Source organism: Streptomyces sp. NPDC060184, assembly GCF_042728795.1.
Classification (GTDB): Bacteria; Actinomycetota; Actinomycetes; order Streptomycetales; family Streptomycetaceae; genus Streptomyces.
The window spans coordinates 37954-50808 of the sequence record NZ_JBHWYX010000033.1; the positions used below are offsets into that span (position 1 = coordinate 37954).

A 12855-nucleotide genomic window follows, 5' to 3' on the forward strand; every position below is an offset into this window, starting at 1 on the left:
CGGAAGAACCGTGAAGGGCACTCACCACTCGATGCCTCGCTGGCCCTTCTGACCCGCGTCCATCGGGTGCTTCACCTTCGACATGTCGGTCACCAGGTCCGCCGCGTCCAGCAGCGCCTGCGGGGCGTTGCGGCCGGTGATCACCACGTGCTGGGTGCCGGGACGGTTCCGCAGCGTCTCCACCACGTCCTCGGTGTCGATCCACCCCCAGTGCAGCGGGTACGCGAACTCGTCGAGCACGTACAGCTTGTACGTCTCGGCGGCGAGGTCGCGCTTGACCTGCGCCCAGCCCTCCCGGGCCTTCTCCTCGTTCGCCGTGTTGTCCGTCTCGCCCGAGGGCCCGCGCTGGACCCACGACCAGCCCTCGCCCATCTTGTGCCAGGCGACCGTGCCGCCCTCGCCGCTGGCCCCGAGGACCTTCAGCGCGTTCTCCTCGCCGACCTTCCACTTCGCCGACTTGACGAACTGGAACACCCCGATCGGCCATCCCTGGTTCCAGGCGCGCAGCGCCAGCCCGAACGCGGCCGTCGACTTCCCCTTGCCGATCCCCGTGTGGACCAGCAGGAGCGGACGGTTGCGGCGCTGACGGGTGGTGAGCCCGTCGTCCGGTACCGAAGTCGGCTGTCCCTGCGGCATTACGCGGCCCTCCCGGCTGCTCTGACATCCTTGACCAGCCCGGCGATCGAGTCGGCCCGCAGCTCGTCGAGCGTGACGGCGGTGCCTCCCAGATCGCGGGCGAGCTGTGCGGCGAGCCCGAGGCGTACGATCCCCGACTCGCAGTCCACCACGACGGACGCGGTCCCCTCGGCGGCGTGCAGCCTTCCGGCCCGCGCGGCCAGCGCCACCGGCCCGGGGCCGCCGGTCGCCCGCCCGTCCGTCACCACCACGAGCAGCGGACGCCGCGACGGGTCGCGCATCCGCTCCACCCGCAGCACGTCGTGCGCCTTCAGCAGACCCGCCGCCAGCGGGGTGCGCCCCCCGGTCGGCAGGGTCTCCAGCCGGGCCGCCGCCGCGTCCACCGACGAGGTCGGCGGCAGCACCAGCTCCGCGTCCCGGCCCCGGAACGTCACCAGGCCCACCTTGTCGCGCCGTTGGTACGCGTCGAGCAGCAGCGACAGCACCGCGCCCTTCACCGCGCCCATCCGTTGCCGGGCCGCCATCGACCCGGAGGCGTCCACCACGAAGAGCACGAGGTTCCCCTCGCGCCCCTCCCGCGTCGCCTGCCGCAGATCGTCCCGGCGCACCACGAGCCCCCGCCCGGACCGGCCGCGCGCCCGCTGGTGCGGGGCGGCGGCCTGGACCGTCGCCGCCAGGTGCAGCTTGGTCAGCGCACCCTCCGGGCGCCGCGCGCCGGTCGTCCGGCCGTGCTCGGTACGCGCCCGGGACCGGCGGCCCGCCGCACCCTCGCCGAGTCCGGGGACGCTCAGCGTCTTCGTACGGAACGGCTCCGCCGCCGCGACCGGCCGTTGCTCACCACCGGCCGGGGCGCCCGGCGCCTGCGCGGAGTCAGGTCCCTGCGAGGAATCCGGGCTCCGCGGGAGATCCGGGCTCTGCGGGGAGGACGAGGCCGAAGGCGCGGGCGCGTCCTCGGGGCCGCCCCCCTGCGGCGGCACCCCGCCGCCGGGCCCGTCCCCGTCGCCCGGTCCGTCGGGATCAGGATCGGGATCGGAGTCAGGATCGGGATCGGCGTCCGGGCCGGGATCGGGGGCACCGTCACCGCGCCGCCCCTCGTCCCGCCGGTTCTCCTCCTCGGCGGCCTCCCGGAGCGTGTCGTCGAGCTTCTCCTCGTCGAGCCCCGGGGCGTCGAAGGGGTTGCGCCGCCGCCGGTGCGGCAGGGCCAGCAGGGCGGCCTGCCGTACGTCGTCGGCGGTCACCTCGTCGCGCCCGGCCCAGGCGGCCAGCGCGGTCGCGGTCCGGGCCATCACGATGTCCGCGCGCATCCCGTCGACCTCGAACGCGGCGCAGGTCGCCGCGATCCGCCGCAGCGCCCCGTCGCCGAGGACGACCCCGGGGAGCAGGGCACGCGCCGCGGTGATCCGCTCGCGCAGCGCGCTCTCCTCGCCGGCCCACGCCGCGGCGAAGGCCTCCGGGTCGTCGTCGTACGCCAGGCGCCGCCGCACGACCTCCACCCGCAGATCGGTGTCCCGGGACGCGGCCACCTCCACGGTCAGCCCGAACCGGTCCAGCAACTGGGGCCGCAGCTCGCCCTCTTCCGGGTTCATCGTGCCGACCAGCAGGAACCGCGCCGCGTGCCGTACGGAGACGCCCTCGCGCTCCACGTACGAGGCACCCATCGCCGCCGCGTCCAGCAGCAGGTCCACCAGGTGGTCGTGGAGGAGGTTGACCTCGTCCACGTAGAGGATGCCGCGGTGCGCGTCCGCGAGCAGACCCGGCTCGAAGGCCTTCACGCCCTCGGAGAGGGCCCGTTCGATGTCGAGCGCCCCGACCAGCCGGTCCTCGGAGGCGCCGACCGGCAGCTCCACCGTCCGCGCGGGCCGCGACGCACCGGGAGCCGCCGCGTGCGGGCCGTCCGGGCACGCCGGGTCGGGGGAGACCGGGTCGCAGGAGAACCGGCAGCCGGGCACCACCGCGACCTGGGGCATCAGCGCGGCCAGCGCCCGCACGGCGGTGGACTTCGCGGTGCCCTTCTCGCCGCGCACGAGCACCCCGCCGACCGCCGGTGACACGGCGTTCAGCAGCAGCCCGAGCCTCAGGTCGTCCTGGCCGACGATCGCGGTGAACGGATACGGCGTGCTCACTGGGCCTCCTGGAGGGTGTCGGAAACGTTCGTGCGCGTCACGGCAAGCGGTGCGGCGGGCGGGTCGGCGGACGGTACGGACCCCACGTCGGCGCCCGCGCCCGGCAGCACAGGCGCGCCCGGTCCCACGAACGGCAGCCCCTTCGGTGCGCCCCGTTCGATCAGCCGCCACAGGGCGTCGGTGTCCGCGTGCTCCTCGATCAGGTCGCCCAGCAGGTCCAGCTGCTCCTCGCGCAGCGCGGCGAAGCTGGTGTCCGGGGCGGCCGTGAACCGTCGCCCGGCAGCCCGGGCGACCTCCGTCAGGAAGGCCCGCCGGAACGCGTCGCTCTCCAGCGACCCGTGCCAGTGCGTCCCCCACACCTGGCCCACCCGGCATCCGTCCAGGAACGGTTCGCCGCCGTGCACGTCGGCGACGCCGTGGTGGATCTCGTACCCCTCGACCGGCTCGCCGAGCGCCGTACCGACCGGCCGGGCCAGGGTCTTCTCCCGCGCGAAGCGGACGCGCACCGGCAGCAGGCCCAGACCCTCGACCACACCGGCCCGCGACTCGACCTCGTCCTCGATCCGCTCGCCGAGCACCTGGAAACCACCGCAGATCCCCAGCACCGGACGGCCCTCGGCCGCCCGCCGGACCAGGGCGTCCGCGAGCCCCCGGGCCCGCAGCCACTCCAGGGCCTTCACGGTGCCCCGGGTCCCGGGCACCACGACCAGGTCCGCGTCGGCCAGCTCCTCCGGCCGGTCCACGAACCGCACGATCACGCCCGGTTCGGCGGCCAGCGCGTCCACGTCGGTGAAGTTCGACATCAGCGGCACCGCGCACACCGCGACCCGCAGCACGTCCTCGCCGTGCGGCGGCGCCACCACCGACTCCCGGACGGTCCCGCGCAGCGACACCCGCAGTCCGTCCTCCTCGTCGATGCCGAGACCGTGCGTGAACGGCAGCACCCCGTACGTCCGCCGTCCGGTCAGCCCCAGCAGCATGTCGAGGCCCGGCTCCAGCAGCGACACGTCACCGCGGAACTTGTTGACCAGATAGCCCGCGACCAGCTCCTGGTCCTCGGCGCTCAGCAGCGCCGTCGTACCGAAGAACGAGGCGAACACCCCGCCCCGGTCGATGTCGCCGACGACCAGCACCGGGAACCGCGCGGCCCGGGCGACGCCCATGTTCACGATGTCGGTCCGCCGCAGATTGATCTCGGCCGGACTGCCCGCCCCCTCGCAGATCACGGCGTCGTACGTGCCCCTCAGCTGCTCCAGGCAGTCCACGACCGTCCCGAACAGCGACTCCTGGCGGCCCCCGTGGTAGCCGCGCGCGCTCATCTCGCCCACCGGCTTGCCCATCAGCACGACCTGGCTGGACCGGTCGCCGCCGGGCTTGAGCAGCACCGGGTTCATCAGCGCGGACGGCTCGACCCGGGCGGCCTGCGCCTGCATGGCCTGCGCCCGCCCGATCTCGGCACCCTCCCGGGTCACGAAGGAGTTCAGCGACATGTTCTGCGCCTTGAACGGGGCGACCTTCACGCCCTGTCGCACCAGCCACCGGCAGATCCCCGCCGTGACGACGCTCTTGCCGGCGTCCGAGGTGGTCCCGGCGACGAGCAGCCCGCCGCCCCCAGACGGTGTCCGGTTCCCGCTGCTCATGCCCGTCCTCGTTCCGTGATCATGTGGGTCGCCGACGGCCGCCCCGCGGCCCGCTCCGCCACCAGCCGCCCCGCGACGCAGACGACCAGGGCCAGCACGCCCACCCGGCGCGACAGCCGCACCGCGCGCTCGATGTCGCCCGCCTCCACGTCCACGGCCCGCCCCTCGGCGCCGTTCAGCACCGGCCGGTGCTCGACCCGCCCGCCGTACGCGAGGGTCCCGCCCAGCCGTACGCCGAGCGCCCCCGCGAACGCGGCCTCCACCGGGCCCGCGTTCGGGCTCGGATGCCGCCGCGCGTCCGCGCGCCAGGCCCGGACGGCCTGTCCGGGCCGCCCCCCGGCGACGACGGCCAGGGCGGCGGTGAGCCGGGCACCGGGCCAGCCCACCACGTCGTCCAGTCGGGCCGACGCCCACCCGAAGCGGCGGTGGCGCGGCGAGCGGTGGCCCACCATCGCGTCCAGGGTGTTCACCGCGCGGAAGCCGACGAGCCCGGGGACCCCGCCCAGCGCGCCCCACACCAGGGCGCCGACGACGGCGTCCGAGGTGTTCTCGGCGACCGACTCCACGACGGCACGGGCGATCCCCGGACCGTCGAGCGCCTGCGGGTCACGGCCGCACAGATGCGGCAGCCGCTCCCGGGCCGCCTCGACGTCCCCGGCGTCCAGCGCCGCGCCGATGGTCCTGGCCTCGCGGCCCAGCGACGTACCGCCGACGACGGACCAGGTGACGGCCGCCGTCAGCGCGACGGCGGCGACGGGACTGCGGCGCACGGCACGGGCGGCGAGCGCGGCGGCCCCCGCGGCGCCTCCGGCGCACACCAGGGTGTGCAGCGCGCCCCGGCCCCGGTGGTCCCGCCACAGGCGCCGTTCCACGGCGGCGGCGGCCCGGCCGAACCCGGCGACCGGATGGCCCCGGCGAGGATCGCCCAGCAACCGGTCGGCGATCAGCCCCGCCGAGGCGCCGTACGCGAAGACGCGGTCTCCACGCACGGCTCAGCCCGCCGGGTGCCGGAGCGGTCCCGGACCGGACGGAACGGCTGACGGGGGAAGGGGCGCACGGCGGCCGGGCATGGCTTCATGTCCTCACTCAGGGTCCGCGCCCTGGTTCGACGAGACGGCGACGAGAGTGTCCTGGCTCCCGGGTCGGCGGCCACCCCGGTCGTCCGTGACACGCACGCACGGCGGGGCGCCGCTCCCCGGTGACAGTGGCGGGACCGCGCCGGATTCGCACCGGCTTCCTCTGCTGTCGCCGTGAATGGCTCCGGCAGTCCACCACGCAGCGCGAAGGCCCGTCAACTCGCCGTTGACCTGCGGGGCCGTGGTGTGCCCGGACGCACGTCGGGCCGGACACACGGGGTGTGTCCGGCCCGACGGGGCGCGACGAGTGCCGCGGGGGAGCGGGTCAGGCGACGATCAGATAGATGCCGTACGCCACCGCCGCCGCGCACAGCGCGAAGCAGGCGTACGCGCCGGTGCGCACCAGCGCGGCGGACGAACCGGAGCCGCCGCTCAGCGCGGTACCGGCCTTCCTGGCGAGGCCGACGACGCCGAGGCTGAAGAAGCCGACGAGCGCCACGGTGACCACGAGGCTGACACCGAAGACGGTGGCGAGAGCTGCCCAGTCGATTTTCATGGGGGCGAGTCCTTACACCGCGGCCGGACGGGCCGGGTCGGTGGTCGTCGCCGCGGCCGGTACGGACGCGGCGGAGAGGGGCGACGGGATGGTGGCGGTGAGGCCGGTGACCGGGAGGCCGGCGGCCGACGACCCGGGGAGCTGCGCGGGGATCGCGTCGAGCGTCGCGGTGGCGACGCCCGCGGGCTCGTCCGCCTCGGCGATGTCGGTGTGGCCGACCGGCTTGCGCCGCGACAGCAGCCAGATGGCGCCGGAGCCCGCGACGAGCAGCGCGGCGACCAGGACGATGCCCCAGGTGCCCTGCCGGGTCACGAACTCGGCACCCGCGCCGACCAGACCCGCCGCCGGGAGCGTGAGGCCCCAGGCCACGAACATGCGGGTCGCGGTGGACCACTTCACCGTGCCGCCCTTGCGGCCGAGCCCGGCACCCATCACCGCGCCGGAGCACGACTGCGTGGTGGAGAGCGAGAAACCGAGGTGCGAGGAGGCCAGGATGACGGTCGCCGCGCTGGTCTGGGCGGCGAAGCCCTGCTGCGGCTGGAGGTCGGTGAGCCCGCTGCCCATGGTGCGGATGATGCGCCAGCCGCCGAAATACGTGCCCAGGGCGATGGCCAGACCGGCCGAGCAGATCACCCAGACCGGCGGGTTCGAGCCGGGGGAGAGGACACCGCCGGTGACGAGCGCCAGGGTGATGATGCCCATCGTCTTCTGCGCGTCGTTGGTGCCGTGGGCGAGCGAGACGAGGCCGGCCGAAGCGATCTGCCCGGCCCGGTACCCCTTGGCCGTCGACTTCAGCTGCTCCTCGTCGGTGACGTTCCGGTTGACGCGGTACGACAGCCTCGTCGCCAGCATCGAGGCGGCACCGGCCACCAGCGGGGCGGCGACGGCGGGCAGCAGGATCTTGGTGACGACGGTGCCGCCGTCCACCGAGGACCAGCCCGCGGACATCACCGCGGCACCGATGAGTCCGCCGAACAGGGCGTGGGACGAACTGGACGGCAGGCCGACCAGCCAGGTCACCAGATTCCACAGGATGGCGCCGACGAGCGCCGCGAAGATGACCTCGGTTCTCAGGCCGTCCTCATCGACGATCCCGCCGGAGATCGTCTTCGCGACCTCCACCGACAGGAACGCGCCGACCAGATTGAGGGTGGCGGACATCGCCACTGCTGTCTTGGGCTTCAGGGCGCCGGTCGAGATGGTGGTGGCCATCGCGTTGGCGGTGTCGTGGAAACCGTTCGTGAAATCGAACACGAGCGCTGTCGCGACGACGATCGCGAGCAGCAGTGTGATGTGTTCCATTTACCCAGGCAATCGTTCGACGTCATTGGCACGTGGAACGTAAGCAACCTGGGTGAACGGAAGATGAACTGGGCGGGGCATTGTGGTGCCCCTGCCCTCGGGCCGGGGATTCCGCTTCTGCCCGCGAGGGCGTGGCCGGAGCTGCGGTACCGGTGGGGGGACTGCCGTCGACCAGCTTTTTCCGCCCGTGGCGGGAAGCCGGACAAGCCCGGACAGGACGGTGAAATGTCGTTCCGGTCACGTTCGGGCCGGCCCTCCGGTCCGCTCCCGATTCACAGGAAAACCGTGTCAGCGGTCCGCGTGCTCTCCCCACACCCCCGACCGCCCCGCCCCCTGCTGCCCAGCCCCCGCCACACCCCCGCCCGCACCCCGCCGTGGCACGCCCCCCACCACACCGCCGCCCCGCACTCCGTCGCGACACGCCCCACGACACGCCGTGCCCACCGGACGGCCCATCCCGCTGGCCCCCGGCACCGCCTTGCCCCAAGACTGAAGCCGTGCGCCCGGCAACAGCGACGGCAGCGGCCGTCTCCACGATCCTCGGCGCCGGCGCGGCAGCGGTCGCCGTCGGCAGATACGCCGGTGGTACCGCTCTCACGGTCCCCGCCGGTCGCCCCCTTCCCGCCGACCGCGGCCTGACCGTGCACGCGACGGCGCCCGGACAGGTGACCCTGACCCGCTCCTTCGCCTCGCTGCGCCCCGGCCTCTGGGGCCTGTCCGGACGGGACGTGCACGCGGTCGTGGGCCCGGTGACCGACGAGCCGGCGCTCTCCGCCGACACCGTCGTCCGCCGCCTCGAACGCGTCACCCACGGCTCCCTGGAGCCGGGCACCCGCGTCCGCGCCACCCCCGAGGTGCACCGGGGCGACCCCGGCACCGCCCTCGGCCTGGTCCACCACGAGGTGGAGATCCCCGGCGAGCTCGGCGCGCTGCCCGCCTGGTACGTCCCGGCCGCCCGCTCCACCTGGGTCATCGCCCTGCACGGCATCGGCACCACGCGCGAGCACACCCTGAACGTGACGGGCTTCCTCAACGGCCTCCGTCTCCCGGTGCTCGCCCTCGCCCACCGGGGCGACGCCGGAGCCCCGCGCTCCCCGGACGGACTCGACCACCTCGGCGCGTCGGAATGGCGCGATCTCGACGCCGCGATCCGCTACGCCCTCCGCTACGGCGCCGAGAAGGTCGTCCTGCTCGGCTGGTCCACCGGCGCCACCATGGCCCTGCACGCCTGCGTCGACTCCGCGCTCCGCGACAGCGTCGCCGGCCTGGTGCTGGACTCCCCGGTGATGGACTGGGAGACCACCCTGCGCGCCCTCGCCGCCGCCCGCGGCGTCCCGGCGGCGCTGATGCCGCTCGCGGTCCGCGCCGCCCAGGGGAGGACCGGCCTGCGGGGCACCCCGCTCCTCCAGGGCAGGCTCCCGACCGTGCTGCGCGTCCCGACGCTGATCTTCCACGGCCCCGGCGACACCCTGGCCCCCTGGGGACCCTCGCAGGAACTCGCAGCGCTCCGCCCCGACCTCGTCGCCCTGCACACCGTGCCCGACGCCCCCCACGCGTCGATGTGGAACCTGGGCCCCGCCGCCTACGAGGAAACCCTCCGCCGCTTTCTCACACCCTTGATGTGAGAACCCCCGCCGCTTTCTCACACCCCTGATGTGAGAACCCCTGACGCGAGAACCCCGATGTGAGAACCACGAGGGGAGAGTTGGGGGCAAACCGCCCGGTTGATGACGGCCGGACGGGCTCGCCCGGACGAGGCGGGGAAGCCTCCGTTTGGGCTTTCGGCCCGTCAGAGGCAAGACTGCTCCCCGTGACGTCCCGTAACCCGCGCGACTCCAGGCTGCGACTTGTCCGCCCGCGACCCCTCGCCACGGCACGCAAGGCCGTGACCACCCGCCGCACCAGGCCCGCTCCCCGCCCGCCCGAGGGCACTCCGCCACGCACCGAACTGGCCCGCCAGGCCAGGGAGGTGCTCGCCGCGGACGTGCGGGTCGCCCACTGGGCCGCCGACGGCACCGGCCCCGGCACGGCCTCGCTCGCCGCCGCCGAACTGGACCGCGCCGCCGCCGAGCTGGGCCTCACCCCCGACCGGGTGCTGGCCGGCTGGGACCGCGCCCGGCTCGCCGGCCTCGTCGAACTGCACGGCGACACCGTGCGCCCCGGCTGGCGTCTGCGCGCCTGGGACCGCGACGACTCGGCGGTGCTCCGCGGCTGGGTCGCGCTCTTCGACGCGTGGTCGCTCGTGCACGCCTCGCCCGAGGGCATCGAGGCGACCGCCGTCGCCGAGGCGATCGAGGCGGTGCCCCAGGTCCTGTCGCTGCTTCAGCTCTCGGCCGGACCCGTCCCCGTCCCCGTACTGCTCGACCTGCTCGGCCAGCGCGTCGCCGAGCTCCACGAGGAACGCTGCGAGGTGCCGTACGCCCCCGGCGCCGTCGGCGGCCCCGCCACCCCGGCCGCCCCCTCCGACGAGCTGAACGCCCTGCTGCTCGACTGGGCCCTGGAGGGCCTCGCCGCCGTCGGCGCCCTCACCCTCGAACCGGGCCACGCCACCCTCACCCCGCTCGGCAACTGGGCGGTCTGGGTCAAGCTGGAGCAGATCTGCGTCGCCGCGCAGAGCCCGGCCGGGAACATCGAGCAGCCCGCCGCCGACATGCTGCTCGGCTGTGCCTCGCTCACCCCCGGCCCGGCCCGCGCCGAGTACCGCGCCTGGGTCGCCGCCCGCACCGTCGGCAGCGCCGTCGCCGAACTGCTCGGCGTCGCCCGGGGCGAGGACGCGCTGCTGCGCGGGCTGGCGTTCGAGGCGCTGCGTGTCGTCGGCGCCCCGGCCGAGCCCGAGGTCCGCGCGGTCGTCGCGCACCCCTCGCTCCGCCCGTACGCCCTGCTCTGGCTCGCCGAGTACGAGGGCGCCGACCCGGACGACGCCCAGGAGGTGCTCAGCCGCGAGGAGGCCACCTGGCTCTGGGTGGACACCGCGGCGGCCGTCGCCGACCACGGCGAGACCGGGCTGCTCGTGCGGCATCTGGACACGGCCGTCCAGGGCACCGTCCCGGCGCTGCTCGAAGAGGTCCGGGCGGTCGGCCACCCGCGCACCGTCCAGGTCCTGGTCGCGCTCGCCGCGGCCCACCCGGACCCCGCGCTCGCCAAGGCGCTGCGCCGCGCCGCCTTCCAGGTGCACACCGGCGGCAGCCGTACCTGACCCCGGCGCCCCGGGCCGCCGTCCTCAGGCGGCGCCCGGGGCGTACGTCCCGAAGCTCCACACGTTGCCCTCGGCGTCCCGCACCATGTAGTCCCGCGACCCGTAGTCCTGGTCCGTCGGCGGCATCAGAATCTCCATCCCGTGCGCCTCGGCCCGTGCGCAGTGCCGGTCCACCGCCTCCGCCGAGTCGAGGACCACGTAGACGCCGACCGGGCCCCCATCCGCCATGGCCCGCGCGAAGACGCCCTCGCGCCCCCGGGACCCGAGCATCACCCTGCCGTTGCCCAAGGACAGTTCCGCGTGGACCACCGCGCCGTCCTCGCCCTCGTACACCGCTTCCTCTGTGAACCCCAGTGCCTCGGTCAGCGTCCTGATCGCCGCCTTCGCGTCGTCGTACAGGACCGCCGGGAAGACCGTGGGTGTGCCGTGCGCCGTCTCCGTCATGGAACGTCACCTTCCGCCACTCGCCAGATGATGTGATCCCCGTCTCATTCTGGCGCCGCCCGGCGGTCCGGGCCCGCGCACGGCGGAGGAGTTGCGCACCGCCCGTAGAATGGGCCCATGGCAATTCTCCTTGTGCATTAGCGGCGTCGAGAGACCTCCGCCCTCGTCCCTCCGCCGTCCATACCGCCCTGGAGTCTTACCGTGATCACCGCTTCCGGCATCGAGCTGCGCGCCGGCGCCCGCGTCCTCATCGAAAACGCGTCCTTCCGCATCGCCAAGGGCGACCGCATCGGCCTCGTCGGCCGCAACGGCGCCGGCAAGACCACCCTCACCAAGTGCCTCGCCGGCGAGGGCACCCCCGCCGGGGGCACCATCACCACCTCCGGCGAAGTCGGCTACCTCCCGCAGGACCCGCGCACCGGCGACCTCGACGTCCTCGCCCGGGACCGCATCCTCTCCGCCCGCGGCCTGGACGAGATCCTGCGCCGGATGCGTGAGAACGAGGACCGGATGGCGAACGGCAAGGGCGCCACCCGCGAGAAGGCGATGAAGAAGTACGAGCGCCTGGAGACGGAGTTCCTCACCAAGGGCGGGTACGCCGCCGAGGCCGAGGCCTCCACCATCGCCGCGGCCCTCAGCCTCCCGGACCGGGTGCTGGGCCAGCCGCTGCACACCCTCTCCGGTGGTCAGCGCCGCCGCGTCGAGCTGGCCCGCATCCTCTTCTCGGACGCCGACACCCTGCTCCTCGACGAGCCCACCAACCACCTCGACGCCGACTCCATCGCCTGGCTGCGCGACTACCTCAAGTCCTACCGCGGCGGCTTCATCGTGATCTCCCACGACGTCGACCTCGTGGAGACGGTCGTCAACAAGGTCTTCTACCTGGACGCCAACCGGTCCCAGATCGACGTCTACAACATGGGCTGGAAGCTCTACCAGCAGCAGCGCGAGGCCGACGAGAAGCGCCGCAAGCGCGAGCGCCAGAACGCCGAGAAGAAGGCCGCCGCCCTCAACTCGCAGGCCGACAAGATGCGCGCCAAGGCCACCAAGACCGTCGCGGCCCAGAACATGGCCAAGCGCGCCGACCGGCTGCTCGCCGGGCTGGAAGCGGTCCGGGTCTCCGACAAGGTCGCCAAGCTGCGCTTCCCCGAGCCCTCGCCCTGCGGCAAGACTCCGCTGATGGCGGAGGGCCTCTCCAAGTCGTACGGCTCGCTGGAGATCTTCACCGACGTCGACCTCGCGATCGACAAGGGCTCCCGGGTCGTCATCCTCGGCCTCAACGGCGCCGGCAAGACCACCCTGCTGCGTCTCCTCGGCGGCGCCGAGAAGCCCGACACCGGCGAGATCATCCAGGGCCACGGCCTCAAGCTCGGCTACTACGCCCAGGAGCACGAGACCCTCGACCCGGAGCGGACGGTCCTGGAGAACATGCGCTCCGCGGCCCCGGACCTCGACCTCGTGGAGGTCCGCAAGACGCTCGGTTCGTTCCTCTTCTCCGGTGACGACGTGGACAAGCCCGCGGGCGTCCTGTCCGGCGGCGAGAAGACCCGGCTGGCCCTGGCCACCCTGGTCGTCTCCTCCGCCAACGTCCTGCTGCTCGACGAGCCCACCAACAACCTGGACCCGGCCAGCCGCGAGGAGATCCTCGGCGCGCTGCGCACGTACAAGGGCGCGGTCGTCCTCGTCACGCACGACGAGGGCGCGGTCGAGGCGCTCCAGCCCGAGCGCATCATCCTGCTCCCCGACGGGGTCGAGGACCTGTGGGGCGCCGACTACCGCGACCTGGTGGCCCTGGCCTGACCGGTCCGGCCGTGCGCGCCGGGACGCCCGGTTCGGGAGTGTCCGAGGCCGCTCCGACCTAATGATCCACCCCGAATGGATC

At 74.2% G+C, this 12855-nt stretch carries 10 protein-coding genes and 1 riboswitch; of the genes, 3 read left to right on the forward strand and 7 right to left on the reverse strand.

What is annotated here, in order from left to right:
- Positions 1 to 21 precede the first annotated feature (21 nt).
- The 6 genes from cobO to ACFWEE_RS21875 form a co-directional block, all read right to left on the reverse strand.
- Positions 22 to 636 carry a cob(I)yrinic acid a,c-diamide adenosyltransferase gene (gene cobO / locus ACFWEE_RS21850; RefSeq protein WP_327175046.1) on the reverse strand — a complete coding sequence of 205 codons (615 nt, stop codon included), beginning with the start codon at positions 634 to 636 and terminating at the stop codon, positions 22 to 24.
- Positions 636 to 2759, reverse strand: coding sequence for a putative cobaltochelatase (locus ACFWEE_RS21855; RefSeq protein WP_386891333.1), 2124 nt, complete (start codon positions 2757 to 2759; stop codon positions 636 to 638). The genes cobO and ACFWEE_RS21855 overlap by 1 nt, the downstream gene beginning before the upstream one ends.
- Positions 2756 to 4399 (reverse strand): cobyric acid synthase, encoded by a 1644-nt coding sequence (locus ACFWEE_RS21860; RefSeq protein WP_386891335.1) that lies wholly within the window; start codon positions 4397 to 4399, stop codon positions 2756 to 2758. Before ACFWEE_RS21860 ends, ACFWEE_RS21855 begins: the two co-directional genes overlap by 4 nt.
- Positions 4396 to 5388 (reverse strand): cobalamin biosynthesis protein, encoded by a 993-nt coding sequence (locus ACFWEE_RS21865; RefSeq protein WP_386891337.1) that lies wholly within the window; start codon positions 5386 to 5388, stop codon positions 4396 to 4398. The genes ACFWEE_RS21860 and ACFWEE_RS21865 overlap by 4 nt, the downstream gene beginning before the upstream one ends.
- A 134-nt stretch (positions 5389 to 5522) precedes the next feature.
- Positions 5523 to 5640, reverse strand: a riboswitch (cobalamin riboswitch).
- Between the two features lie 160 nt (positions 5641 to 5800).
- Positions 5801 to 6031: a hypothetical protein gene (locus ACFWEE_RS21870; protein WP_386891338.1), complete on the reverse strand. Its 231-nt coding sequence runs from the start codon at positions 6029 to 6031 to the stop codon at positions 5801 to 5803.
- Between the two features lie 12 nt (positions 6032 to 6043).
- A complete protein-coding gene (locus tag ACFWEE_RS21875) occupies positions 6044 to 7333 on the reverse strand; it encodes an anion permease (RefSeq protein ID WP_386891340.1) in 1290 nt (429 codons plus the stop codon).
- Positions 7334 to 7830: 497 nt separating this feature from the next.
- Between ACFWEE_RS21875 and ACFWEE_RS21880 the strand changes: the two genes are divergently transcribed.
- Both ACFWEE_RS21880 and ACFWEE_RS21885 read left to right on the forward strand, forming a co-directional pair.
- Positions 7831 to 8958, forward strand: a complete 1128-nt coding sequence (locus ACFWEE_RS21880) for an alpha/beta hydrolase (RefSeq protein ID WP_386891341.1) — start codon at positions 7831 to 7833, stop codon at positions 8956 to 8958.
- Between the two features lie 260 nt (positions 8959 to 9218).
- Positions 9219 to 10529 carry a hypothetical protein gene (locus tag ACFWEE_RS21885; RefSeq protein WP_386891426.1) on the forward strand — a complete coding sequence of 437 codons (1311 nt, stop codon included), beginning with the start codon at positions 9219 to 9221 and terminating at the stop codon, positions 10527 to 10529.
- Positions 10530 to 10553: 24 nt separating this feature from the next.
- On the opposite strand, the gene ACFWEE_RS21890 is transcribed toward ACFWEE_RS21885, so the two are convergent.
- Positions 10554 to 10973: a VOC family protein gene (locus ACFWEE_RS21890; protein ID WP_386891343.1), complete on the reverse strand. Its 420-nt coding sequence runs from the start codon at positions 10971 to 10973 to the stop codon at positions 10554 to 10556.
- A gap of 201 nt (positions 10974 to 11174) precedes the next feature.
- Here ACFWEE_RS21890 and ACFWEE_RS21895 point away from each other — a divergent pair, with 201 nt between their 5' ends.
- A complete protein-coding gene (locus ACFWEE_RS21895; RefSeq protein ID WP_386891345.1) occupies positions 11175 to 12773 on the forward strand; it encodes an ABC-F family ATP-binding cassette domain-containing protein in 1599 nt (532 codons plus the stop codon).
- Positions 12774 to 12855: the final 82 nt, after the last annotated feature.

Excerpts from the sequence above, each read along its gene's own strand:
- ACFWEE_RS21890 (WP_386891343.1), bottom strand. The coding sequence starts at position 10,973 with ATGACGGAGACGGCGCACGGCACACCCACGGTCTTCCCGGCGGTCCTG.
- ACFWEE_RS21870 (WP_386891338.1), bottom strand. The coding sequence starts at position 6,031 with ATGAAAATCGACTGGGCAGCTCTCGCCACCGTCTTCGGTGTCAGCCTC.
- ACFWEE_RS21875 (WP_386891340.1), bottom strand. The coding sequence starts at position 7,333 with ATGGAACACATCACACTGCTGCTCGCGATCGTCGTCGCGACAGCGCTC.
- cobO (WP_327175046.1), bottom strand. The coding sequence starts at position 636 with ATGCCGCAGGGACAGCCGACTTCGGTACCGGACGACGGGCTCACCACC.
- ACFWEE_RS21860 (WP_386891335.1), bottom strand. The coding sequence starts at position 4,399 with ATGAGCAGCGGGAACCGGACACCGTCTGGGGGCGGCGGGCTGCTCGTC.